Source organism: Acinetobacter sp. YH12235, assembly GCF_013417705.1.
Taxonomy (GTDB): domain Bacteria; phylum Pseudomonadota; class Gammaproteobacteria; order Pseudomonadales; family Moraxellaceae; genus Acinetobacter.
Genome location: NZ_VPDL01000023.1, coordinates 14088 through 39040 on the forward strand (window position 1 = coordinate 14088; position 24953 = coordinate 39040).

Annotated in this window: 19 protein-coding genes and 5 pseudogenes; 16 read left to right on the top strand and 8 right to left on the bottom strand. The window is 39.6% G+C overall.

The genetic code is table 11. From position 1 onward, the window contains the following. Nucleotides 1-139 precede the first annotated feature (139 nt). Nucleotides 140-1312 carry a replication initiation protein gene (locus FTV13_RS11865; protein ID WP_127800989.1) on the bottom strand — a complete coding sequence of 391 codons (1173 nt, stop codon included), beginning with the start codon at nucleotides 1310-1312 and terminating at the stop codon, nucleotides 140-142. 856 nt (nucleotides 1313-2168) lie between these two features. On the opposite strand from FTV13_RS11865, the gene FTV13_RS11870 reads away from it, so the two are divergent. The 7 genes and pseudogenes from FTV13_RS11870 to FTV13_RS11900 form a co-directional block, all read left to right on the top strand. Then, nucleotides 2169-2942 carry a ParA family protein gene (locus FTV13_RS11870; RefSeq protein WP_127800991.1) on the top strand — a complete coding sequence of 258 codons (774 nt, stop codon included), beginning with the start codon at nucleotides 2169-2171 and terminating at the stop codon, nucleotides 2940-2942. 13 nt (nucleotides 2943-2955) lie between these two features. Next, on the top strand, nucleotides 2956-3867 hold the full coding sequence (locus FTV13_RS11875) for a ParB/RepB/Spo0J family partition protein (RefSeq protein ID WP_127800993.1): 912 nt from the start codon (nucleotides 2956-2958) through the stop codon (nucleotides 3865-3867). A 430-nt stretch (nucleotides 3868-4297) separates the two neighbouring features. Beyond that, the gene (locus tag FTV13_RS11880; protein ID WP_180009506.1) at nucleotides 4298-4681 is read left to right on the top strand and encodes a transposase; all 384 of its coding nucleotides are present in this window, start codon (nucleotides 4298-4300) and stop codon (nucleotides 4679-4681) included. Further along, a complete protein-coding gene (gene tnpB / locus FTV13_RS11885; protein WP_159153866.1) occupies nucleotides 4678-5013 on the top strand; it encodes an IS66 family insertion sequence element accessory protein TnpB in 336 nt (111 codons plus the stop codon). The genes FTV13_RS11880 and tnpB overlap by 4 nt, the downstream gene beginning before the upstream one ends. 74 nt (nucleotides 5014-5087) lie before the next feature. After that, nucleotides 5088-6509: pseudogene (locus FTV13_RS11890) on the top strand (IS66 family transposase); the annotation flags it as partial. 575 nt (nucleotides 6510-7084) lie between these two features. Further along, the gene (ltrA, locus tag FTV13_RS11895) at nucleotides 7085-8746 is read left to right on the top strand and encodes a group II intron reverse transcriptase/maturase (RefSeq protein WP_127801007.1); all 1662 of its coding nucleotides are present in this window, start codon (nucleotides 7085-7087) and stop codon (nucleotides 8744-8746) included. A 104-nt stretch (nucleotides 8747-8850) separates the two neighbouring features. Continuing rightward, nucleotides 8851-9078, top strand: a pseudogene (locus FTV13_RS11900) (transposase domain-containing protein); the annotation flags it as partial. A gap of 178 nt (nucleotides 9079-9256) precedes the next feature. On the opposite strand, the gene FTV13_RS11905 reads toward FTV13_RS11900, so the two are convergent. Continuing rightward, nucleotides 9257-9511: a helix-turn-helix domain-containing protein gene (locus FTV13_RS11905; RefSeq protein WP_370530233.1), complete on the bottom strand. Its 255-nt coding sequence runs from the start codon at nucleotides 9509-9511 to the stop codon at nucleotides 9257-9259. A gap of 149 nt (nucleotides 9512-9660) precedes the next feature. Here FTV13_RS11905 and FTV13_RS15780 point away from each other — a divergent pair. Further along, a pseudogene (locus FTV13_RS15780) lies at nucleotides 9661-9987 on the top strand (hypothetical protein); the annotation flags it as partial. Nucleotides 9988-10048: 61 nt separating this feature from the next. Here the strand turns inward: FTV13_RS15780 and FTV13_RS11910 are convergent. The 3 genes and pseudogenes from FTV13_RS11910 to FTV13_RS11920 all read right to left on the bottom strand — a co-directional run. Beyond that, nucleotides 10049-10754: pseudogene (locus FTV13_RS11910) on the bottom strand (IS30 family transposase). Next, a complete protein-coding gene (locus FTV13_RS11915) occupies nucleotides 10733-10909 on the bottom strand; it encodes a transposase (RefSeq protein WP_155757414.1) in 177 nt (58 codons plus the stop codon). The pseudogene FTV13_RS11910 and the gene FTV13_RS11915 overlap by 22 nt, the downstream one beginning before the upstream one ends. A 76-nt stretch (nucleotides 10910-10985) precedes the next feature. Beyond that, a pseudogene (locus FTV13_RS11920) lies at nucleotides 10986-11114 on the bottom strand (helix-turn-helix domain-containing protein); the annotation flags it as partial. Between the two features lie 441 nt (nucleotides 11115-11555). Between FTV13_RS11920 and FTV13_RS11925 the strand changes: the two are divergent. From FTV13_RS11925 to FTV13_RS11960, 8 genes are all read left to right on the top strand, one after another. Further along, complete coding sequence (locus FTV13_RS11925) at nucleotides 11556-12779, top strand: efflux RND transporter periplasmic adaptor subunit (RefSeq protein WP_004974297.1); 1224 nt, start codon at nucleotides 11556-11558, stop codon at nucleotides 12777-12779. 10 nt (nucleotides 12780-12789) lie between these two features. Continuing rightward, nucleotides 12790-15873, top strand: coding sequence for an efflux RND transporter permease subunit (locus tag FTV13_RS11930; RefSeq protein WP_004974298.1), 3084 nt, complete (start codon nucleotides 12790-12792; stop codon nucleotides 15871-15873). Further along, the gene (locus tag FTV13_RS11935) at nucleotides 15866-16189 is read left to right on the top strand and encodes a DUF3240 family protein (RefSeq protein WP_159153751.1); all 324 of its coding nucleotides are present in this window, start codon (nucleotides 15866-15868) and stop codon (nucleotides 16187-16189) included. The genes FTV13_RS11930 and FTV13_RS11935 overlap by 8 nt, the downstream gene beginning before the upstream one ends. After that, a complete protein-coding gene (locus tag FTV13_RS11940; RefSeq protein WP_004974304.1) occupies nucleotides 16189-17496 on the top strand; it encodes a TolC family protein in 1308 nt (435 codons plus the stop codon). The genes FTV13_RS11935 and FTV13_RS11940 overlap by 1 nt, the downstream gene beginning before the upstream one ends. 84 nt (nucleotides 17497-17580) lie before the next feature. Continuing rightward, entirely contained in the window at nucleotides 17581-18231 is a 651-nt protein-coding gene (locus FTV13_RS11945) for a response regulator (protein WP_249920782.1), read from the top strand. Then, nucleotides 18232-19596: an ATP-binding protein gene (locus FTV13_RS11950; protein ID WP_004974307.1), complete on the top strand. Its 1365-nt coding sequence runs from the start codon at nucleotides 18232-18234 to the stop codon at nucleotides 19594-19596. A 116-nt stretch (nucleotides 19597-19712) separates the two neighbouring features. Then, complete coding sequence (locus FTV13_RS11955) at nucleotides 19713-20654, top strand: transposase (RefSeq protein WP_159153750.1); 942 nt, start codon at nucleotides 19713-19715, stop codon at nucleotides 20652-20654. Nucleotides 20655-20772: 118 nt separating this feature from the next. Then, on the top strand, nucleotides 20773-21228 hold the full coding sequence (locus FTV13_RS11960; RefSeq protein WP_004973749.1) for a helix-turn-helix domain-containing protein: 456 nt from the start codon (nucleotides 20773-20775) through the stop codon (nucleotides 21226-21228). Between the two features lie 672 nt (nucleotides 21229-21900). Here the strand turns inward: FTV13_RS11960 and FTV13_RS11965 are convergent. The 3 genes from FTV13_RS11965 to FTV13_RS11975 all read right to left on the bottom strand — a co-directional run bounded on the left by FTV13_RS11965 (nucleotide 21901) and on the right by FTV13_RS11975 (nucleotide 24649). Further along, nucleotides 21901-23166 (bottom strand): type II toxin-antitoxin system HipA family toxin, encoded by a 1266-nt coding sequence (locus FTV13_RS11965; protein WP_000934717.1) that lies wholly within the window; start codon nucleotides 23164-23166, stop codon nucleotides 21901-21903. Continuing rightward, on the bottom strand, nucleotides 23166-23471 hold the full coding sequence (locus FTV13_RS11970; protein WP_000366814.1) for a helix-turn-helix domain-containing protein: 306 nt from the start codon (nucleotides 23469-23471) through the stop codon (nucleotides 23166-23168). The genes FTV13_RS11965 and FTV13_RS11970 overlap by 1 nt, the downstream gene beginning before the upstream one ends. Before the next feature lie 920 nt (nucleotides 23472-24391). Next, the gene (locus FTV13_RS11975; RefSeq protein ID WP_004726728.1) at nucleotides 24392-24649 is read right to left on the bottom strand and encodes a hypothetical protein; all 258 of its coding nucleotides are present in this window, start codon (nucleotides 24647-24649) and stop codon (nucleotides 24392-24394) included. Nucleotides 24650-24953 lie beyond the last annotated feature (304 nt).

Below are 24953 nucleotides of genomic sequence, written 5' to 3' on the forward strand. Positions count from 1 at the left end.
GTCTCCGACAAACCCGGTACGGTTCAGTCTCAATTTTCACACTTCATGCAACAGAGTCGTTTTTATCCTAAGGTCCTTACCACTTGTATTCTTTACGAACATATATCAAAAAAAGTGTAGCAAGTTGCTACACTTTTCGCTAGATCAACTCTTTACCAAAAATATCATTCAGTCTTTCACGAATACTATGGACGAATTCCGGATTACTTTTAAGTTTATGCTTCATATTTCGTTTAAAGTCATTCAACCCCATACCAATTTCAGCAAAATCCATTTGGAATAAAGTGTCATTAATGACAATATTTGCTTGAGAGTCAGTGAGGCATCCTACTTTTTTAAACCACTTCTTGAACTGCTGATAATTTTCATCATTATTAAAAATATACCAAGAACGTACATTCATATCGAATTTAGCCCCTAATTCTTTTACGGATGCATTGTCTTCAAATGGAACATCAAGATAGATTTTTTCAATCACTGCAAATTCATCCAGTGCCTTATCAGCAATCCGATGATGCAGTTTAAAATTCACACCTACAATTGGACGGCCTTTCTTAACGGTTTCATACTCTAATTGTAGATCTGTATTTTCGTTAATTTCTGCCACTATTTTGTCTAATACATAGCGTCTAAAATCTACCCAGCGATCATATTTGGTTTCATTAATATCAATCAGTGCTTTCAAGTTTTCTAAAAGTAATGGCACTTCATAACTCTTTTGATTGGCGTACTTAAATTCATTTTTAATGAAATAAGTATAGAGACTCATACTGGCAACAGAATCTAGGGCAAAAAGATGTTTTAGCTGATAGGTAGTAAAATTACCCCCAGCCAGTTGAGTGAAATACGGCAACACCTCACTGGTAAAACGAATCTGAATCGCATTTTTAGAATCATCTTCCCATCTTAACTCACGGATAATGGGAACGACAGAATGTACTTTTTTAGTCTTTCTTTTACCATTATCAGCAGGCTCCTCAATAATAAAATGAGCTACCCGGGATGAAAGCTCTTTGTAGATCCGATCTATTGCAACATTAATTGAATTACGTTTATTTAATCCTAGTAAATCTGCCAAATCATCCTTATACAAATAAATATAAGTTTGTTCGGTAATTTCACCATCTACCCTATTTTTCTCACTATAATTCGCAACCGCCATTGCATATAGAAGTGCCTTATATTCATTGGCTGATAATTCGATTGGGCGAATTAAACGGTTACTGGTACTGACAACGCCATTATGGCGAATGTTGCCTATACAGTAAGGAATATAATTCGATTCTTCTTGCAATGGTTCAGATTCTGTCATAACCGTGATATTTATAATTTAACTTAGTTTTTATATACAAAAGTGGAAAAACTTTCAAGACTTTCACCACAAGATTCTAAAAGTGGAAAGTTTGTCATCAAAAAGAAGCATTTTAGCCGGTTTTCTGCATTTAAAGTGGAATTAATTATAATCTTTCCACCCTATGATGACAGACCTTCCACCTTTAGTCTCGAAATTACAGTTCAGAAGGCCTATTTTTACTTTTTTCATTCAGATCTAGTTAGGTTAAGTCAGATAAAAACCCTGATGTGACAAGGCTTCCACCTTTTTGTTAGATTTAAAAGGTATAACTGCACATATAATCATCAGGAAATATCCAATAAAAAAAGATTATCCACAGGTTAAGAAGATACAGTGACAATCTTTCCACCTTTAAAGCTTAGTTATGAGACTTTATTAACAGCTTAAATATTTGTTTTTGCAATTATTTTTAAATAAAAATAGCAGATATAAAAATAGCAGTGACAAACTTTCCACCCTAGTGACAGACCTTCCACTTTAGAGTGACAAACCTTCCACTTTAGAGTGACAGACCTTCCACTTTAGAGTGACAAACCTTCCACTTTAGAGTGACAAACCTTCCACTTTAGAGTGACAAACCTTCCACTTTTAAATCTATAAGCATTTGTTTTATATAATAAAAATATGATCCTAATTATTAATTAGCTAAATAACTAATTATTCTAATTTTTAATTAAGCTAGCTTAGTTAAAAATTTATTTTTTAAACTGTTTTACAGCTGAATAAATAGGATTTATAAATTTAAAAACTATAGTAAGATGAATGAAAGTTATTTATATTACTAAACATTCAAATAAGGAAGCATCTGACACGCATGTCTGCAAAAATTATTACTGTTGCTAACCATAAAGGCGGATGTGGCAAAACAACGACTGTTGTACACCTAGCCTCAGAACTTGCCAATCTGGGCAACAAAGTTTTAGTCATTGATTTAGATCCTCAAGCAAACGCAAGTTTACACATTGGGATCCAACATCCAAGCGAAATTGCTGTCACTACAGCAGAATTACTAGTGGGCGATATTTCGTTGTTGGCAGATGCATTACAAGAAGAAACGAACTTTGAAAAAGTATCATTAATTTATGGTTCCTTGAATTTAGGAAAAACTGAAGATCAACTAAAAGAAGAAGCTCCCCGTCCTTCAGAAGAGTTAAATATCAAGTTAAAACTATTAAAAGATCTATATGATTTTATATTGATTGACTGCCCACCTAGCCTTAAATTATTAACCAGCAATGCCCTGGCATCCTCAACACATGTCATTATCCCTATCGAATCAGGATCACAATATGGATTATATGGGGTAACAGATCTTTTAAATCATCTTGAAAAGATCAAACGTATTAATCCAGATTTAGAGCTTTTAGGCGCTTTACTAATTAAGCATGATGAACGTCAGAATGTCTGTAAGCTGATTCGGGATGAAGCCTTGAAACAAGTGGGTAAAATTTTAGAAACCACAATTCCTCAAAGTACTAAAGTCAATCAAGCAGCCATTCTGCAACAACCACTTTTGAAAGTAGAAAAAAATTCAAAAGTACGTAAGGCTTTTGAAAGCCTTGCCAATGAAATTGTATTGAAAATTTAAACCTGAGAGCATTATGGCAAGCACCAAAGAGCTTTTAGCTCAGAAACTGAAACAGAATACAGAAAAACATCAGCAAGCACAGAAAGACAATATTAAAGAGCTGAAAGAGTTTAGACGTAATGTCCCTATTGAGGATATCAGCCGAAGTCTAAACCAGCCGCGTAAAATATTTGAAGAATCACAGTTAAAAGAACTGGCGGATTCTATTAATGAAATCGGCCTTTTGCAGCCCATTACAGTGCGTAAACTGGATAATCTGAAATATGAACTGATTGCAGGCGAGCGACGCTTACGGGCACATCAGTTACTCGGAAAGTCTGTGATTGAAGCCATTATCATTGATGCAAATAATGTAGAAGCATCTTTGTTAACCCTGGCCGAGAATTTAAAGCGTCAGGATCTGACAGATTATGAGATTTTTATTGGCCTGAACTCACTTGATGAGAAATTAAAGAAAAACAAGCAACGTTTAGCCAATTCACTGGGTTTAAATCGCGAAGATATGTACAAGTATTTAGCATACGAAAAACTGCCGCAAGCAATTTTAAATGACCTTGATGTGGAACCAGGCTTGCTAGGCCGTACTGCTGCAACTGCATTCAAAAAATTTCTATCGGATCATCTTGAACAACTCTCTGAAGCCGAAGTGGCCTTACTCGGAGCTTGGGAAAAATTAAAAGACAAAAAACTCGAGCAAAGCAAAGTTACTACTTATGCTGAAAAACTATTGAGTCAGAATCCAGAAAAACTGACCACAACATCCGTGGTCAGAAAAATTGAATATGCCGGTAAGATTGCGGGGAATATCAAACTGAATCAAAAACAGCTTAAGGTTTCTCTGAATATCTCGGAAATTGACGAAGCCAGTCTCTTACAATTAGAAGATTTCTTAAAACAGCTGATTCAAAAAAGCGAAAAAGTGTAGCAAGTTGCTACACTTTCTTAGCACCCTGAAACTAATTACATCCTCATGCATTATTGAATTTTATTTTCTTAAGTATGCTTCTTTACATTTGGTCTTTGAGAGTACTGTTACTTCGGACTGAGATTAAATTCTGCCTTTCTTCTTGTGGAGTAGTTTTATATTTATCCGGAAATATTATATATGTCCATATAAGCACTCCCAGTTTTCAGGTTTTGTATCAAAATAATCAATTCTTATCAGATTTTTCGATAGGGAAGTATATATGCTGGTGGAACATAAATAATTTGGTGGTGTTTCAAAAGGTATGCTGCCGTTAAAAAAATACGTTATTAAGGTAAAAGAAAGTAAGCATCCAGCTAACACAGCCTTACCAAGCGATCCTATAAGCCTTAATTTAGTTCCCACCTAAAAACAAGTGGGGACTTAATCTATGAACATGGATATATATTCAGCAACACCTCCTGTTGCTAAAAAACGCAGAACATACAGCAAAGAATTCAAATTCAGTATTGTCAATGCCTGCAAAAATCCTAATACCTCGATCGCTTCGGTCGCACTGCAACATAGTATTAATGCCAACCTTGTCAGTCGTTGGATCAGGATCTTCAGGCATCATGAGGGTGCCGTGCAGGATCCTACTCATGTGAATCCAGCATTTATTGCTTTGCCTTACACTGCTGCAATCAGCCAACCTATTGATGAGAGGATCACGTTGTGTATCACCGTGCCTCATACGAATAATGATATTCAGCTAAAATGGCAAGTATCGAAAATATCTGCTTTAGCAGAATTACTCAAGGTACTTGCAACATGATCCGCATTGATGAAATCTGGCTTTCTACCCAACCTCTGGATATGCGTGCAGGTATGGATACGGTCATGGCGCAGATTATGAAAGCCTTTGGCTCAATCAAACCGCATTGCGCCTACCTGTTCTCTAATAAACGTGGCCATCGTATGAAAGTGTTGGTACATGATGGACTGGGCATCTGGCTGTGTGCCCGGCGGCTGGAACAGGGCAAATTTCACTGGGCTCAAGTTCACCAAGGTGAAACCGTGGCCCTCAGCCCGGAACAGTTACAGGCACTGATCCAAGGTTTGCCCTGGCAGCGCATTGGACGGCAGCAGGTGGTGACGATGCTTTAAAACAGGCTGTTCCATTCTGCTATTCTCCAAACGTTCTATTTCATTCTTCTCATGACCTCAGGCATACTGCGGTCATGAATACGCTGCCTGACTTAAGCCAACTGACCCATGAACAACTGCTGGAATTCACCAGGCAGTTGGCGATGCAGCATCAGTCTCTGGCACAATCAAATCAAGAATTAGAAAAATCAAACCAGCAATTAGATGCCAGAGTTCAACATCTTGAAGTCATCAATCAGCAATTAGATTCTAAAGTTCAACATCTTTCTATTCTCAATCAAAAATACGAGCATGAACTCGCACTATTTAAACAGCACAAATTCGGCAGTAAAAACGAACATCTCACTGCAAAACAAATCCACCTGTGGGATGAAGCGGTCGAAGAAGATATTGCAGCCGTTGATCTGGAACTGGAACGGCTGAATGCAGATAAAACCGATGCAGCGACACACAAAGCCAAAGCAAATAAACCTAAACGTCGACCACTGCCAGATCATCTACACACCATCCGTATTGAGCATGAACCTGCATCAACCCAATGTGCTTGTGGCTGCCAACTCCGTCGTATCGGCGAAGATGTCAGTGAAAAACTGCATTTCAGACCGGCACAGTTCTATAAGGAACAGCATGTACGTGGCAAATGGGTCTGTGATCAGTGCGACACCCTGACTCAGCAAGCGATGCCCGCCTATGTGATTGATAAAGGTATTGCCAGTCCTGAACTGCTCAGCCATGTGCTGGTATCGAAGTATGCCGATCATTTGCCGCTGTACCGTCAGCGCCTGATCTATCAGCGGGCGGGCATTGATCTGTCCAGATCCACGTTATCTGACTGGATTGGTCGCTGCGGTGTGGAACTGGAACCTCTGGCCAATGCCTTAAAACAGGTGGTGCTGCAACAGCGGGTGATCCATGCCGATGAAACGCCGGTCACCATCATGCGGATGGGTGAGAATGAGAAAAAACCGAAGAAAGGTTATGTCTGGGCCTATGCCACTACACAGTACAATCCAGTTCAAGCCGTGATCTATGACTTTCAGGATAGTCGTTCAGGTCAGCATGCTGAAGCGTTCCTGAAAGACTGGCAGGGCCATCTGGTCTGTGATGATTACAGCGGTTATAAAGCACGCTTTAAATCAGGTCAGGTCATTGAGGTGGGCTGCATGGCGCATGCGCGTCGTAAATTCCATGAACTGCATGTGACCAAAAAAAGTCAGGTCGCTGAACAGGCATTAGTGCTGATTCAGAAACTGTATGCCATAGAAGCAGAACTCAGGAAAAAGACCGATGGTACAGCAGAACAGCGCCGCGAATACCGACAACAGCATAGTCAACCGGTGATGCAACAACTGTATGAATGGCTCAACCAACATCAACTGACTGTGCCATCGAGTTCTCCAACCGCCAAGGCGATCAATTACACTCTGAAGCGTTGGCCAGCTTTAAGCCGCTATCTGGATGATGGCAATCTACCGATTTGCAATAACTGGGTGGAAGTGCGACACGAAGTCGCTTAATGAAGTTGTTCCCCCTGCGGGAACCACCCGTGTCACCGGGTGAATCTAGAAGGCTGAATAAAGAGCGCCTTCGACAATGTAACGAGGCACCGCAAGGTGCGGGGTATCAATCGTGAGAGACGTACCCTTCTGGCAGCCATAGCCGGACAAGGGCTAGATAATCGGTATGGTGAACACATGTGAATCTGCGTAACGATCGTTAAGTTGAACGAGCGGAAATGGCTGATACGCTCGAACCAAAACGGTAATGGAGGTGGGAATTGCGTCTTTCGACTACGCATTCGTGACCCATACGCCTCCCGGTCGATAGCAGGCACCTAAGCCGATGTACTTCAGTAAGCGGAACGTGGAAATCCCGTATTACTCCCATTGGGAAAGCAGTTTGCAAAAACTGCCCATGGTGATGCGGGCGAAGGAACGAGGAAAAAGCGAATGCCAGTCTGTAATGGGTTGGATAGAGGTTGAAACATTACCCCACGCGAAAGCGGGCTGACGTCCTTATGGTCTCTCATCACAAGAGAGTGTGTAGAACCCTTTTAATGGAGGGAGAGCAAATGAATGCAGCAGTATCAGCGTGTGCACCTTCCAGCACATCGTGGGACAGCATCGATTGGATTGCTGTACAGCGTCATGTCAGAGGGCTGCAAGCGCGTATTGTGAAGGCGGTACAAGACGGCAGGCATAACAAGGCGAAAGCTTTGCAATGGCTGCTGACTCACTCGTTTAGTGGCAAAGCATTGGCCGTCAAACGAGTGTCTGAAAACAAAGGCAAAAACACGGCTGGGGTCGACAAGGTGACTTGGAATACACCCAAGGCCAAGACCGGTGCGATGATGTCGTTGAAGAGGCGAGGTTACACGCCCCTTCCGCTTCGGAGAGTCCTTATTCCGAAGAAAAATGGCAAGATGAGACCTCTCGGGATACCCACGATGAAATGCCGGGCCATGCAGGCGCTCCATCTGCTGGCTTTGGAACCCATCGCGGAGACCATCGCTGATCGGAACTCTTATGGATTCAGACCACAACGCTCAACCGCGGATGCTGCAGCACAGTGCTTTGGTGTGCTGTCAAGAAAAGTAAGTGCGGAGTGGGTGCTAGAGGGTGACATTCAAGGCTGTTTCGACAATATCAGCCATGACTGGATGATCGCCAACCTCCCAATGGACAAGGTGATTCTACGGAAATGGCTCAAAGCCGGTTACGTCTACCAAAGCAAGCTGTTTCCCAGTCTTTCCGGAACACCGCAAGGAGGTATTATCTCCCCGGTGTTGGCCAACATGACCTTGGACGGACTGGAAACGATGCTGGCGAAGAGGTTCCCTAACGCCAAATGGACAGGCAAAAAGCTGCAACTGGTACGGTATGCGGATGATTTCATCATCACGGGGTATTCTAAAGAGTGGCTCGAAAATGAAGTTCGCCCTGCCGTGGTTGAATTTCTGGCGCAGCGCGGTCTCGTGCTCTCTCAGGAAAAGACCAAAATCACGCACATAGGGAACGGGTTCGATTTTCTTGGGTGGAACGTACGCAAGTACAATGGCAAGCTACTGATCAAGCCGTCAAAGGCAAACATCAGTGCTCATCTCGATAAGCTGCGAGCATTAATCAATGCAAACAAAGCGACACGACAGGCCACTTTGATCGGTTTGCTCAACCCTATTCTAAGGGGTTGGGCCAACTATCATAGTTATGTCGTTGCCAAGAAGGTTTTCAACCAGGTAGACAGCGCAGTGTGGGAAATGCTCTGGCGATGGGCGGTACGTCGCCACCCTCGCAAAACACTCCGATGGGTCAAAGATCGGTATTTCAAAGTACAAGGAGCGCGTCGATGGGTGTTCTCATGTGATGAACAGTCCGCCGATGGTCGGAAGCGACAATACACATTAGTGTCTGCCTCGGACACGCCAATTGTGCGACATATCAAGATCAAGGCTGCTGCTAACCCTCATGACCCCGCATGGGATGAGTACTTCGAATCCCGATGGGGTAAAAGAATGCTGGTCTCCGCAAAGGGGCGAGCCAAGCTGTATCGGGTGTGGCTAAAACAAGGTGGTCGCTGCTGCGCCTGTCTTAAACCAGTCACCAAAGATACACCATGGCACAGCCGTCATATTGTGAAGCTAAGTCATGGTGGAACGGATGCAGTTGCTAATCTTGAGATTTACCATCTGTATTGTCCGAGGAGTGTTCAGTTTGCCAATGTCAACGATGTATAACCGGGTGCCGAATGGCGCCTTAGCAGAGGCTTGAGCCGTGTGCTGGGAAACTCGCATGCACGGTTCTTAGGGGGTTGGACGTAGGTAACTGCGTCTGACTACCCGACAATCAAATGCGACCTTGGGCGTTGGGACGTAAGAACTGGCTGTTTGCAGGTTCGCTGCGCAGCGGCCAGCGAGCGGCGAATATCATGACTTTAATCCAGTCAGCAAAGCTGAATGGCTTGGATCCGTATGCTTATTTAAGTGATGTGCTGAAAAGGCTACCGACACACAAAGTGACCCAAATTGAAGAATTGCTGCCGCACTGCTGGAAACCTAAATCGAATTAAAAATTGGTATGGGATTCAGCGGACGCTTACGACTCAAATATCTCTTGCCGTAGATAAAATTATAGATTGAATCTTTGAGCGCATATTGAGCAACAACTTGTGGCGTATCACCTGTATCCAAAAAAATGTAGCAGCTCTTAATTTCTTCTTGCATGGACAGATTTTTAGAAGTCATCACTCATAGCCTCTGATTTATTATTAGCGCGTACCCGAATTTTTTTGGTAGCAAGTGTTTTCCAACTTCGTCATTTTGTGGGTTCGCAATATTAAGCAAACTATTTTCCAAGCCAAATACAACGAGAATGGAAATAAGATTTTTTAGGTTAGAGCTGGGTTTGCCGCTTTCAAGTCGTGAGATTGTCTTTTCATCCACATGCACACGGTTAGCCAATTCGCTAATCGTCATATTCCGGTTCATGCGTGCTGTTTTGATTTAGTATAAAATAAAGTTAGTAAATAAATCATATAATTCAGATACTTTTTTAGTAAATATAAAATCTATTTGATTCTATTTTGTTAAATTTGAGACTTTTATATTCTATTATTTTAACGCTAAAAATAATTTACCTGTGCAGAAAAAAAATGATGACACCATTGCTCATTGATGCATTAACAATATCTGAAGGTAGGTTTGAAAAACCATGCCCAGCTTTAGTTTTGAAAATGATGTTACTCAATGGGGAAATAAGCAGTGAGTTTTCAGAAAAAATTAAAAATCAAGCATTACTACTGCTCGCGATATCGTAAGTTACTGCTTGCTGTCGATAGGGATTTATGTAAGGTAATAAAAAGTCTAAAGGACAGTGTGAAAAGAAGACACTGGGGAAAATGGATAAAGCACAGGACAATATGGTGGTTGTAGACCAACTTCGGCTAAAGCGTTTAGATCCAGAAGAAATGATTTTATTTGGCGGATTCAAGCGGCAAGTGCAACAGTATAAAAACCAGCCATCACTTCACTCGGTGTATACTAACCTAGGGTTTTTCTAGGACGATGGTTGGGTGCAAATTCTATCTACTCTATTTGTTCCTTTGACACGTCATCAAACGATGATGATTTTGGCAGATATTGACGGATTAAACCATTCGTATTTTCATTTCTAGCTCGCTGAATAGACTTGTAAGGATCAGCAAAATACGTCTCTATGCCAGCATCAGTAATTCTTTTGTGTTCGGAAAATTCTTTGCCATTATCAAATGTCACACTATAAGCATGGCTCATTTGTAAACGATCTAATGCACAAGTAATCGTTTGAGAGGATGCTCTCGTTGGCCCTAAATGAACAATATGTACATACAGGCTCTTTCGATCAACGAGAGTCAATAAAGCACCTTTATGATGTTTACCAATCACCGTGTCACCTTCGAAATCTCCTAAACGTTGTCGTTGATCAAGGTACATCCAGCCAACCGCGTTGTGTTAAAGCACCTGAAATTTGTTCTGGTGACCAGTCCAAACCAATCAAATAATCAATATAAGCGAAGGCAAATGCTGTCATTGATGATGAAGGACGGTACCGTCTTTGACTTGCAAATTTAGCTGCCTGTTGAGCTCTATATCCACGTTGCCCAGTATTTCTTTTTAATTCACGGTAGATGGTTGATCGTGAAAGTCCTAACTCCCGAGCAAGGGTAGCGACTGAACTTTTACTTTTCAAATTTGCCAAGGACAAAATTCTTGAGGAATATCACGCCATGTGGCGCATGTACGCAGTTTCCATAAGATCGCTTCCATGATATTTCTACTATTCTTTGAACGGTAGCAATCATGTAATCGCATAGTATCTTGAATTTGCTGACAGATATCATCGGTAAGAAGAGTACGTGCCATTGAAAATATAGAAATAAAAATAAGTCAAAGGAAGATTTTAAGTATTTAAAACCAATTCTTCAAATGAGGACACGCCCTAATAATATTTATTAAGTCGATAATCGAGCTTTGCTCGACTAATACCCAACAAACGGGCCGCTTCAGACACATTGTGTTTGGCTTTTTGCATCGCGGTGATAATCAGTTGTTGTTCATGTTGTTCTAAAACCCCAACCTTGGCAAGGTCACCGAGATTTATTCCATTAAATGACCTTAATTATAAGTATATGATTTGATTACTGGTATATAGTTTTTGGTGGAGTAAAATTTTGATCAATTTAGATCATTTAATGTGGTTTTGGTCACTTCATTTTAGACATTTTAGTTTATAAAAGTCACCTATGTTTTGATGCTGATTTTCGTGAGAAATAACAACAATATATAGTTTAATATAATGATTATTAATAATTTATAAATCGACTACAACATGTAGTAGCGAAGATGCTCAAAATGCACTTACTACGTAACATCAGTTAAATAAAAGTCTCCCACAAACCCAATACGGTTCACTTGGGCCTATGCAGTCTGAAATAGGTTTATAAACTTAATCTGATCTTAAGAACTTAATGTTAGCTTTGTAGAGAAAATCTCTTGAAGGATGAAACGAGTGGATCAGCGAGTAGATGTACTAAATTTTAAAAAACTATTATATCTAATGAGCGTCTTGATCTTGATTAGCCTTGGGCTATGGTGGGGAAGTAAGCTGCTCTCGAATAAAAATATAGAGGCTAAAGTAGAGAGACAGGTTTCAGAGGCTGAGAGGAGTCCTGAAGTCTCAGAGCAACAAATCTTAATTTCTTCAAAACAAATTGAGCAAGTTGGGATCAAATTACACACATTAGGTGCTTCTTCTACTAACATACAAAAACAAATTATTTTACAAGGGCAAGTACAGTGGTCACCAGAAAGCAAAGTTGTACTGACTAGTCCTGTTTCAGGAATGGTGCAGCAAGTTTTGGTACAACCCTTGGCAGAAGTTACCCGGAATCATCATGTACTTGCTGTACATAGTCCAGATTTAATTCAGATTCAAAATGAAATATTGCAGCTTCGTGCTCAACAACAATTAGCCCAGCAAAATTTAACACGTGAACGTAGCTTATATGCTGAAGGCATTATTGCCGAGAAGCGTGTGCAAGAGGCACAGAATCAAGTACAGCGTCTTAATATTAACTTAGGTGCAAAACAGCGAATGCTGCAATTTATGGGAGGAGGGCAGGTAAATAGTCTAAATTCCATTGTCTATGTTAAAAGCCCAACAAGTGGTTATATAGAAAACTTACAGGTTTCTACAGGTCAGTATGTTGAGGCTGGTACAGTATTAGGTCAACTTGTAAACGCTGATTCACCGTTACAATTGTTATTACAAGCTAATTTAGCTGACAGTAAATATGTGCATATTGGGGATGTTGTTCAGGTTGAAGGTTGTGATATTACAGGGCATATACAAAATATCGCTCCAGCACTTGTAGGGAATACACAAACTCAAAATATCATCGTACAAATGGATACCAAACATAATTGTTTGCGGGTGCAACAATTTGTCAAAGTTCATGTTCAAAGTAAGCAGCCAACAGTAATTGCAGCATGGCCAGTACCAAGTACTGCCATAACCTCACAAGATGGTAAACACATTATTTTTGTTAAAAATCAGAAGGGGTTTGAAGCTGTAACGGTTGAAGTTCTATCAGCTGATCAGCAGCAAAGTTATATTACAGCTGAAAAATTAAAACCCAAAATGCAACTTGCTATCAGTGGTGTAGAGCGTCTCAAGGCGGTGTGGTCTGGCTTTGGTGCAGAGCAAGCACCTATTAGCACTACAGAACGTTGAGGTGAGACATATGTTAAAACGTCTTATCGCCTTTTCACTTAGTCAGCGCATTTTAATATTATTGCTCACATTGGCGATCAGTGTGGCAGGCTACATTGCTTTTACGAAACTACCAATTGATGCTTTTCCTGATGTGTCAAGTACGCAAGTACAAATTGTGATGAAATCGCCCGGCATGACGCCCGAAGAGGTGGAAAGCCGTATTGTTGTACCCATTGAACAAGAAATGTTGGGAATATCTCATCAGACAGTAATGCGTTCGCAATCTAAATACGCGATTGCGATTATCACATTAGACTTTGCTGAAGGCACTGACCCTTATTGGGCTAGACAACAGGTGAATGAACGTTTAAGTAATGTGATGTCTGCATTACCAAGTAGTACGTCAGGTGGAATTGCACCCATGACGACCCCATTAGGTGAATCTTTTATGTTTACCTTACATGGGCCACTCAGTGATATGGAAAAACGAACTCTACTTGATCGGGTGGTTCGTCCACAACTTCGTAAAATTGAAGGGGTCGCCGATGTTAACGCTTTGGGGGGACTTGTTCGTACATTTGAAGTGACCCCTAATTTAGAGGCCCTGGCGGCACGAGGCTTATCTTTAACACAGCTACAACAGGCAATCGAGCTAAATAATGCCAGTGATGGTGCTGGGCGGCTTAATGAAAATGGAGAGTCATTACTGATCCGAAGCGATAGCCGCGTCAGAAACCTTGAAGAGTTAGGCGATATTATTGTTTCTAGCCATCAAGGAACATTGGTGCGGGTTAAAGATGTTGCACAGGTACATACTGGAGCACTCACACGCTATGGTGCAGTGACTGAAAATGGCCAAGGTGAGGCTGTCCAAGGTATTGTATTAACTTTAAAAGGTGCGAATGCACGTCAAGTCGTTCAACATGTTCGTGAGCATTTGTCCGACATTGAAAAAACTCTGCCACAGGGTACAACGATTGAACCATTTTATGATCGTGGTGAGTTGGTAAACCGAGCCATTCATACCGTAAGTAAAACGTTATTAGAAGCTATTGTCTTAGTCTTGATTTTACTTTTATTGTTCTTAGGAAACCTAAGGTCTGCTTTAGTGGTTGCGGCAGTTTTACCATTATCTGCACTAAGTACTTTTTTGATGATGCACCATTTTGGTTTAAGTGCCAATTTAATGTCTTTAGGTGGTTTGACGATTGCGATTGGTTTATTAGTGGATGCTGCAGTTGTAGTGGTTGAAAATATTGAAATGCAACTTGCTGAAGCAAAAGAGTCACCGCAACGTTCTTTTTTACCGCCATTAAATATGATTTACCGCGCAGTGTCTGAGGTTGCAGTACCAGTCACAGCAGGCATGATCATTATTATGTTAGTGTTTATTCCATTGGTCACGCTTGAAGGATTGGAAGGGAAGCTCTTTTCACCTGTGGCTTTAACAATTGTATTTGCTTTATCAAGTTCACTAATTTTTTCTTTGACAGTGATTCCTGTACTGTGTTCATTCTTTCTAAAACCGAAAGCACATCACACACCCTTTTTAGTAGCTAAATTAGAAACTGGTTACCGAAAACTTTTGAATCTGAGTTTAGCCCATCCTAAACAGATTTATGTCTTAGCAGGTGGTACCTTACTTCTGGCTGCATTGATTTTCCCATTCATTGGAAAGTCATTTATGCCAACCATGGATGAGGGAGATACTATTTTACAGTTAGAAAAAATCCCTTCGATTAGCTTACAAAACTCAATTGCATTAGATCTGGATATTCAAAAACGTATTTTGGAACAAGTGCCTGAAGTTGAAAGAATTGTGGCACGTACAGGTTCTGATGAATTGGGATTAGACCCTATGGGGTTAAATGAAACAGATAGTTTCATTGTGCTAAAACCACAAACGCAATGGCAAGTCAAAAATAAAGAGCAAATTTTAGAAAAAATTCGTCTTGTACTTCAAGATGTTCCTGGCGTGAACTTAACATTTAGTCAACCCATAGAGATGCGCACTTCAGAAATGTTGTCTGGAGTACGAGGAGATTTGGCTGTCAAAATTTTTGGAAGTGATTTAGACCAGCTTAATGATTTATCAAAGCAAATTGCAATAGTTCTACAAGGCATTGAAGGCAATGAAGATGTCATGACACTCGAAAATTCGGGAGTACAGTATCAAGAGCTGCGAATCCATCGTGATATGGCTATACGAAATCAATTGGACAGTCAAAATGTTCAAGCCCAACTCAAGATGCTCGTGGAAGGCAAAGAAATAGGTTCCATTATTGAACAGGGGCGCCCTGTTCCATTAATGATGAAAGGGGATCCACGTTTGGGAGAGTCGAGTTTTGAATTTTCCAATATTGCCTTGCCAATTGAGAATGCAGCTGCAGTGCCATTGTTATCTTTAGCAGAAGTGGTTAAGACTGAGGGTGTCGTAAAAATTGATCGTGAAAATGCATCACGAATGTCAGTGGTACGTGCCAACGTACGTGATCGTGATTTAGTTAGTTTTGTAGATGAAGCAAAACAATTGGTTGCAGAGAAAGTCAAGTTACCAACCGGCTACTCACTCAAATGGGGGGGGCAATTTGAAAACCAACAACGTGCGGCTGCTCGCTTAATGCTTGTTGTACCTGCTGCATTAACAATGATCTTCTTTTTACTATTTACGACTTTGGGTTCGGTGCGTCAAGCCGTATTGGTTTTCGTCAATATTCCCTTTGCGTTAGTCGGTGGAGTATTTGCATTAGCATTAACAGGTGAGTATTTATCTGTTCCTGCATCAGTTGGTTTTATTGCCTTGATGGGGATTGCTGTACTGAATGGTTTAGTGATGATTAGTTATTTTAATCAACTGATTTCTCGTGGTGTTGCAATTGAGGAAGTTGTTCGTGAAGGTGCTATGCGCCGTTTACGTCCAGTCATGATGACCGCGAGTATTGCAGCTTTAGGTTTGATCCCATTGTTATTTACTACTGGCCCTGGTGCCGAGATTCAACGTCCATTGGCGATAGTTGTGATTGGAGGGCTTATTTCTTGTACTTTGCTGACTCTGATTTTACTTCCTAACTTGTTTAAAAAATTTGGTTTAGCGCGAGATCATCATGTCTGAAATATGCCAACTCTCTATTAACGTGTCCTCTGATATTGCTGAAGAACTTATGGAGCATTTGTGGTTAATTCCTGAGTTGATTTCAGGGTGTACTTGTGTCAACGCACAAGGGTTTGGTAATCGCCAACATTATCGTAATGTTCAGGAAAAAATTCGCGGAGCAACTGAACGGAATCTTATATTGCTGATTGTACAACACGAATTTGTATCATTGGTTTTGGCGCATATTCAGCAAAAATTTAAATCAAGTGATTGTTTTTATTGGGTCATACCTACATTAATTTCTGGTTATATGAGCCAAGGAGCACTTGACTAATGACATTAAATATCAAATTTAAATCAACACTTCTAGGCCAAATTTGGTATCTGTTTGGGTTGGGCTATTGTTTTACAGTGGCTTCGACAGCAATTGCAAAACCTCAACTTGAAGCTGCTTTGCCACCACTTGAAGCAGTACAACAGAGTCTAGTAGAACATCCGAATGTGCGTGCTGCAATATCAGAGCAAGATTATGCAGACTTTGCCCGACAAGGATTAAAAGTAGGGCAAAATCCGTGGACTGTTACAGCCGGTATGCAAGTACGTAAGACGGATACACAACTAGAGCGAAAACAAGCCAATAGTTATGAACCTAGTTTGGGGATAGAAAAACAAATACGTTTGCCTAATAAATACCGGCTAGATCAAGATCTAGCACAACGTATTTCAAGTATTGCAGAACTGAAGTATGAGAATGCTCAACATCAAGCATCTAAAATGTTGTTAAATAGTTGGTTTGCTTATATGCGAAGCACATTGCATTTGAAGCGACTGCAAGAACAGCTGGATCAAATTCAGCAATTTATCCAAGTGACTGAACAACGTATTCGAGCAGGAGATGCACCACGACTTGAGCTAATGCTCTTGAAGAATGAGTACCAACAACTTGAGGAACAATATATGCAAGCTAAAGCTGCATATATTCAAGCTCAGCAATTGTTGGCCCGCGATTATAGAGGAAAGATCCCTGAACAGTGGAGCAGCGATGTTATACAGCCTAGCCCTATACAGTATAGTCAAGCAGAGTGGGTACAGAAAATTTTGTCAGTTAATCATGAGTTAGCACTCGTAAGGATGCAAGCTACACAGCAATACGCAGTATTAAAAAGAGAGCAGCTTAATAGACTGCCAGATCCTACGATTGGTTTTGGTTACAGTAGGGAGCAATCGGGAGAGGAGAATTTATTAGGGGTTAGTGTTTCAATTCCTTTGACTGCGCGACAAGTCGGTATTGCTTCAGGAATGGCAGCGGCAGAAGCAAAAAAAGCGGATTTGGAGGTATTGCGTGTAGAAAAACGTCTGCGTCAAGAAATACAGGGGTGGGTGATTCAAATGGAGTCAGCGACTGTACGGAATACGAAGGCGCAAGAAAACTTACAACTGTTGCAACAACAACATCACTTGATGCAAAAAGCGTATAAATTAGGTGAGTTGAATCTCAATGAGCTTTTGTTGCATTCGCAGCAATTGATTGAAGCACGTAGCCGAGTCGATCAAGCTAAAGTAGATTATGCAGAAAGTATGAGTTCCTTATTACTTGATTCTCATCAATTGTGGCCTTTACATGAGATGGATAGAATTTAACAGTAATATTTACGAGCATAGTAGGGATTATAAATTTGCGCTGTAGTTTGGTAAGCAAGAGAAAAAGGTGTTATGAGAGTTCTATTGGTAGAAGATGATAGCTTGTTGGCAAAAGCAACTGCACGTGGTCTAGATCAAATGGGCTTTGTAGTTGACATTGCGAGCACAGCAGAGCAAGCGTACCATTTTTTAGTGAGTTATCATTATCACTTTATTCTACTAGACTTAGGTTTGCCTGATCGAAATGGGATTGAAATTTTAAAATCACTACGTCGCAAAAAGAATCAAGTTGGAATTATTATTCTGACTGCTCAAGATCAGGTTGATGATCGTATTACAGGTCTAGAGGCAGGAGCTGATGATTTTGTTGTTAAACCTTATGATTTACATGAGGTCGTAGCAAGGATTCATGCTGTATTACGCCGAATTTCAGGAGAGGTAGGGGACCTAATTCAGGTTGGAAATATTAGTATTAACAAAGCGAGTAAACAAGTACTGTTAAATCAAGTCGAAATTGAGTTGACACATAAAGAGTTTCATTTATTGGAGTTATTTACTCTCAATCGTGGTCGTGTAATTTCGCGTGAAAATATAGAAAATTCATTTTATGCTTATGACGTTGATGTGAGTAGTAATGTTGTACAAGTCTATATTCATAACTTGCGTCGGAAATTAGGTAAAAATATTATCCGTACAGTACAAGGTTTTGGATATATCATGGATGAACAGCATTAAATGGCTGATCCAATTCGCAGCTATTCATTAACCCAGCGCTTATCTATAATTTTACTGGCAATTACCACTAGCGTTTGGTTGGGTAGTTTAGGAAGTATTTATTGGGGAATGCAAAACACTGCCAATAATATTTTTGATAAGTCATTAGCAGAAACTGCTCATGCTTTATTGTCTACGACTCTAAGTACCCTAGATGGAAAAGTACCGCAGCATACAGTGATTGAAAAAGCTAAGGGTGAGCATTATGACCAAATTGTATTTCAAATTTGGCATCGTGATGGACAATTAATTTATCGTTCTATTGGTGTGGAAACACAGCCATTTGTTCAGCAAGATAATTTTGGTTGGATTAAACTGAATAATAATACTTATCGTAGTTATTCTGTTTGGGATAGTACGCATACAATACAGGTACAAATTGCGCAGGTTTGGACAATTCGAAAAGATATTCAGCAAGATATGTTGCTGTTTTTGATTTTGGTTTCAATCATATTTTTGCCATTATTATTATGGTTGATTATTTGCACGATCCGTCGTCATTTATTGGCTGTATATAGCATTAGTCAAAACTTAGAAAAACAATCCATTGAACATTTAAATCCAATTAAGCCAGTTGTACCGAAAGAAATAGAACCTTTAGTGAGCTCTTTAAATACCTTACTTAGTGAGATTGCTGAAAGTATGCAACGTGAAAAACGTTTTACCTCAAATGCCGCTCATGAACTCCGTACACCATTAGCTGCTATACGCTTACATGCCCAAGTACTTCAAAATGCACGTTCCAATGAGGAGTCTAAGGAAGCTGCACAGGACATTATTACAGGAGTAGACAAAGCATCAAGAATGATTACTCAGTTGCTTACATTAGCGAGGCTTGAACCGAATGCCACACAAAACAAAAGCAATATTGATTTGGTAGATATTGTTAAAGGTACAGTTGAAATGATGGGTATTCAGTTCAGAAAAGCAGGTGTAGACTTACAATTGCATCTCACCTCAGTGTGCGTTTGGGGGCAGTCAGATCAGTTGGAAATTATGTTGAGAAATATACTCGAAAATGCCATTCTTTATCGTAGTTCAATACATAAACCTATTATTAAAGTCAGTTGTGGAAGTATTGGAAATGGTAGTTTTATACAGGTTGAAGATAACGGCATAGGTCTAGATGAAGCACAAATCCCATTTATATTTCAGCGTTTTTATAGAATAAATCAAGCCAGTTCTGTAGTAGGAAGTGGTCTGGGATTATCTATTGTGAAGCAGATTATTGACTCTCATTTAGGCAAGATTACTTTACAACGTGCAAATGCAGTTGGAGGATTGATTGTCAGAATTGAATTTTTCAAAAAATTGAATATTTATTAAAACGATAGTCAAAAAAATAGATTTTATCATATTGATTTATATATTTAATTTAAATGCTGGCGTATATCGTTGTCCACTCATAATGTTCTCTCCTATGCAAAAAGAATAGACGAAATTTGTCTAGGAGACTTGCCGAGACTTATAACATCTCGCATGATAGTGTAAATCGCTTTCTAGAACGTGAAGACTACACACCTCACGACCTATATCAAGAAGCAATTCAACATATTGATAATAATAAACTTATAGTCAGTATTGATGATACTGTTTTAGATAAACCCTATAGTCAACATATGGACTTGGTTAGCTATTTTTGGTCAGGCAAACACCACCGATCCGTCAAGGGTATTAATCTCATTACCTTGTATGCGACAGATCAGAATGGTCAAAATATTCCAATTAATTTCCGAATTTATGACAAATCTGAAAGTAAAACCAAGAATGATTACTTTATGGATATGTTAAGTGAAGCACTCAGTTGGGGTGCAAAGATTCAATTTATTACAGGTGATAGTTGGTATTCATCGACTGGAAATCTAAAAACCATAAGAAAATATGGTATTCGATTTATGTTTGGTATCGACTGTAACCGTAAGGTTTCCCCAGAAAAAGGACAATGGTTTCAACTGCGTTTATTGCCAAATTTCCATCAGGGTCAAGTGGTCTGGCTCAAAGATTTTGGCTTTGTACAATTATTTAAGACTCAGTTAAAAGAACAGCAGAGGTTTTATATTGTGCATCAAGATGAAGATGATTTATTGTCCTTTGAGGGTTTTCATGAATTACATTCAAGTCATTGGAAAATAGAGCAATATCACCGGGTGATTAAACAGGTTTGTCATATTGAAAAGTTTCAAGTAAGACGATCTAAACTGATTTTGAATCATATTTTTTCAGCCTTGATGGCCTACGTCGAGATACAAAAGAACCAGTTTGAGCGGATCTTTGAAAATGTATATCGTTGGCAGAAGAAATTATTTAGACCAGTTATCAAAAACTTCATTGATGACTTTATTCTCGATAAAAATCATCTGCTACCACAGAGAATCTATAAATAATAGTGCGTAAGTCCTATATATTATCTTTCTCACAATTTCATAAATATCAATTATCTAATAAGTTGACAAAAACAACTAATCATGCGAAAAAGTTTTTTTAGTTAACAGATGTTCACACATGCCTCGAATTGTTTCTGTACCACTTAGTTTAGAACAGCGAGAACGACTCATTTTTCTGGCCAAGCATGCAAAACATTGGCGTGAAAGACAACGTGCCCAAACTATTCTCTGGCTTTCTGAAGGTAAAAGTGTTGCGGAAGTTGCCACTCTACAAGAACGTATCCCAGAAACCATAAGGCTACAACGCCGACGTTGGGAATTGTATGAGTTTGAATCGATTAAAGAAGGTCATCGCTCAGGTCGGCCCAATACATTGATCTCAGACTATCAGGCGAAAATCCTAGATTGGGTCAATACAAGTCCACTCAATGCAGAACAAATCCGAGTCAAACTACATGAAGAATACGAAGTGTCCGTGTCTGTTGAAACCATTCGTAAGTTTTTACGTGATTCAGGTATGGTCTTCAAGCGTACCCGTCATAGCTTGAAAAAAAAGAGATCCGATTGCATTTGAACAAGCAACACAGCAGATTGAAAAATTACGAGAGCAAGCGGCACGTGGTGAAATTATATTAGGTTATGTTGATGAAACAGGGTTTTCATCTACACCTGATAACACTAAATATAAAAAAAATGGAAGAATAATTTACTAAGTTATTGTTTTTAAGTTGATCCTTGTTTTATATGGGGGTGATAATAACTTCTGATTACTAGTTTTTACCTTAAATATACCGATTGAAAGATTCATTTAAAGGCTATGAATACATGAGTTTTACAGTTTGGCTAGGTCAGCATGAGTACTTTTCACAAGATTTAAGATCGACCATGAACGTGATTAAGTTATAGGGGATTGATGAAATAGTTTTTATGAATTTCTGGCTTTCTGGGCTGATTTTATCAAATTCATGTCTATGCAAAATTGCGACATATTTCTCGTGCTGGTAGTTATCCAGAGTTTGGTCTGCATCTATCCATAGTGCAGACCTTTTTTTGGTGACAGTTTTTTCTTAGTGATTTTCGATCTGGATGTAGTGATTTCACGTTTGCAGAATATATCTTGGCGGTGATCCATCTAATATTCGTGATTATAAAGAGAGCTAATTCACAGGTTCTACAGATTATGTAGCGACTAACTATATCAAAGTCTATTTGCAGTTGATGGTTGGCGCTTAGTTTATATTTACGCTTAGGTTTCAGTTAAAAAATCAATATTCTGTTGAATCCGTGATTGAATCATCTGTAGGGTAGATTCTCGAATTTGATGGGGATACAGGCGCTGCGCAATTTGACTAAATTGAAGTGCAATTTCACGCATGGTCAAGATGATCTCATCGACTTCTAGAGTAGTCAGATTAGCTTCTGAAGTACCGAGTTTATGTATGTCATTTCGGGAAATATTGAGCGCTTCTCCCATAATGTCCATTTGATGATAACCACCTGGACCCTCGCAGAAGGTCACATCATAGGCTGGAGCCAATTTCCATTGACCATTTTTCTCCATGAGAAATGAAAAGTTCTTAGTATGGTCATCCCGATTATTGAAAAGCACATTAAACACAGCACGTTTAAAAGCATGCAATCTTTCTCGTACATCTTGCGTACACATCAAGGTTGCCCGGAGAAAATTGCGATAGTCTAGGCTACCTGGAACTTTATAGTCTGCTCCTGTATATGCAGCCAAACTCTGCATTGGAATCCGCATACCATTTTGACGATCGAATCGTTTAGAAGCAAAAGCCGTTAAACCATTGGGCAAATTAAAGAAATGGGTATCTGGAGTCTCAATTGCACAAAGTCGCAAACATTCTGCATAGACGGCTTCAATGGCGCAGACTTCAGGATGCTCTTGCTGAGCAGGAAACTTAATCAGCCAGGCTTCATGTTGATCAGAATCTTGAGTCGAAAACTCTAAATTGACAGGATCTCGGTAAACCAACGCTTTTGGTCTGGCACCTTGAGGGGAGCCACCCATGACCAATAAATGCTGTAGAAATTCACCACCTTCACCTTTGAGTACTTCTTGAACTTCCTGGGCCAGTTGTTGTAAAGGGATATTTTCTGAGGTTTGCATGTCAGCAACACAAGGTTCAAAGGAGAGGGCACCCATTGCGTGACTACTAATATAGGTCAGACGCTCCAAAGGTCCAATTCGTGCTGAATTTAAGCCAATTTTTTTGAAATATCGATCCATCAACATCATGCCCCAACCATCTGGTAAAGCGTCATAGACTGGACCTGGGAGTCCCATTTGATGAGTAGGAAAACCTTGTCTGAATGGTAGACCTTTTAAAGGCAGCAAGTAAGAAGAGAGCTCAACACCTTGCTGTATTGCTTCTGGACTATATTCAAAAGCAATGGTGGGTCTACCTGTCGTGGCTGTTGAACTAATCAGCGTTCCCCATAACCATGATTCGCCCCAACCGTTGTAATAAACATTAAGTCTATTGAGCATTATCCCTTCCTCTTAATACGGTGGCGCTTACTTTGACTCTCATAGCGAAGAATGTCATTCACACTGTTAAGCTGAGGTTTAAATAGTTCCTGAAGTTCGTTTAATCGACCCAAGACCATTGCAATACGGACTAAATTTTCAACAGATACATTTCGTCCCGCTTCAAGATTCGAAACTGTATTCACGCCGACACCAGCGCGTGCTGCTACCTCAGCTTGAGACATCTCCAGAAAGAGTCGTTGCTTACGTAAACGCTCACCTAAAAGAGTCACAACTTCTTCTGGTTTAGTGAAATATAAATCCATTAAATTGGGTCTTAAGAATGAATAATTTAATTAAATCACAAAATAATGGAATTAATCTATAGCTATAGTGTGGCTAAGGAGGGCTTTGTTGCACAGCACATCAGAAGGGTAGGTATAGTCCTTGGGTATCTGTTACAGAAAATCATCAGGATGTACTTTGACTGATTGTTGATACGGAGATTTCAGTATTTTCATTTTTCCTAATAGGTCACATTACTTAGAAAGGGTTCTTCGAAAATTAGTTCATACTTTAAAAATCCTATAAATATTGAGGATATTTTCTTAATGCTTTCAATATAGCATGCGGCTATATGTAACTCGAACGGGCTTAATCTGCCTTTCAGTATAAATTTTTTGGGCGTGAGAGGGGAGAGGTGTGAGGGCAAGCAATTTATATCGTGGATACTTCTAAATTACTTATGTAATAGAAGGTGGTAAACATGGATTTAGAGGTAATAACACTAAATATAAAAAAATTGGAAGAATAATTTATTAAATTATTGTTTTTATATGGTTATTGGTGATGTTATGAATAATAATAACTTTTTTCTTGATGAATTTTACCTAAAAAAATTGATCAGATAATTTTCTTTAAATGTCATGCATACATAAATTTGACAGTTTGAAGGGATCGGTATGTGCATTTTTCACAAGGTTAAAGATCGACCATAAATGTGATAAACGGCAGAGGATCATTGAAAAATGAATGGATTTAAACACTACATGTATGCACGAAAAAAAGTATCGCTGCGGTTCTGCTGACAGGCTGTATTGAGCATTGAATGCAAATGATGTAGTAATTGTCTACAGGCTATAGGACCAGCATGAAGAAGAATGAAATGTAGTTGCCAATTTATAACCTTGGTTGAAAAGCATAGCATTGTTATTCGGAGAAGTGAGGTAAGCCATCCTTCTCTTATTCATTTAAAATGATTCTTACTCAACTGATCTCGACTCATGGGCTGGTTCCAATTAGACGGATAATAACTTCCATCCCCTATCTTTTTCTTACCACATTTCTTGCATTTAATCCCTTCTTTGGAGATTTGATTCAGCATCACTGTTGTCGGTTGAATCAAATCAATGACATAGTTCGTTGGTTCAGGAAAAGCAGAAGAGGCTGCTTTATTGCAAAAGAGAACATTCGGATCAAATGGATTGGATTGCACAAAAGCCATGATACAGCCACAGAGTAATTCACCTGCATGTAATCTGTAACATCCATTCAGGTCATCAGACGAAGATTAATCTGAAATTTAAGCACTAAACACCATAAATCTATGTATGGGCAGACTTTTTTGAGACATATGTTGATAAACATGCGGCAAGTTACATTGCTTAAAAGTCTATCTAAGTTAACGATCTATTCAATTCTGGATAAGTAATCTGAATATTACGATCCTAAATTACCCGAAGAGTATTAAGATTTCTAAGAATCGTGATTGTTGGTTTATTTGGGAAATTAATCAGTGGATTGAAGCA

Coding starts and splice junctions, on each gene's coding strand:
- FTV13_RS11865 (WP_127800989.1), bottom strand. CDS start 1,312: ATGACAGAATCTGAACCATTGCAAGAAGAATCGAATTATATTCCTTAC.
- FTV13_RS11870 (WP_127800991.1), top strand. CDS start 2,169: ATGTCTGCAAAAATTATTACTGTTGCTAACCATAAAGGCGGATGTGGC.
- tnpB (WP_159153866.1), top strand. CDS start 4,678: ATGATCCGCATTGATGAAATCTGGCTTTCTACCCAACCTCTGGATATG.
- FTV13_RS11880 (WP_180009506.1), top strand. CDS start 4,298: ATGAACATGGATATATATTCAGCAACACCTCCTGTTGCTAAAAAACGC.
- FTV13_RS11950 (WP_004974307.1), top strand. CDS start 18,232: ATGGCTGATCCAATTCGCAGCTATTCATTAACCCAGCGCTTATCTATA.
- FTV13_RS11935 (WP_159153751.1), top strand. CDS start 15,866: ATGTCTGAAATATGCCAACTCTCTATTAACGTGTCCTCTGATATTGCT.
- FTV13_RS11875 (WP_127800993.1), top strand. CDS start 2,956: ATGGCAAGCACCAAAGAGCTTTTAGCTCAGAAACTGAAACAGAATACA.
- FTV13_RS11965 (WP_000934717.1), bottom strand. CDS start 23,166: ATGCTCAATAGACTTAATGTTTATTACAACGGTTGGGGCGAATCATGG.
- ltrA (WP_127801007.1), top strand. CDS start 7,085: ATGAATGCAGCAGTATCAGCGTGTGCACCTTCCAGCACATCGTGGGAC.
- FTV13_RS11970 (WP_000366814.1), bottom strand. CDS start 23,471: ATGGATTTATATTTCACTAAACCAGAAGAAGTTGTGACTCTTTTAGGT.
- FTV13_RS11940 (WP_004974304.1), top strand. CDS start 16,189: ATGACATTAAATATCAAATTTAAATCAACACTTCTAGGCCAAATTTGG.
- FTV13_RS11960 (WP_004973749.1), top strand. CDS start 20,773: ATGCCTCGAATTGTTTCTGTACCACTTAGTTTAGAACAGCGAGAACGA.
- FTV13_RS11975 (WP_004726728.1), bottom strand. CDS start 24,649: ATGGCTTTTGTGCAATCCAATCCATTTGATCCGAATGTTCTCTTTTGC.
- FTV13_RS11915 (WP_155757414.1), bottom strand. CDS start 10,909: ATGGCACGTACTCTTCTTACCGATGATATCTGTCAGCAAATTCAAGAT.
- FTV13_RS11930 (WP_004974298.1), top strand. CDS start 12,790: ATGTTAAAACGTCTTATCGCCTTTTCACTTAGTCAGCGCATTTTAATA.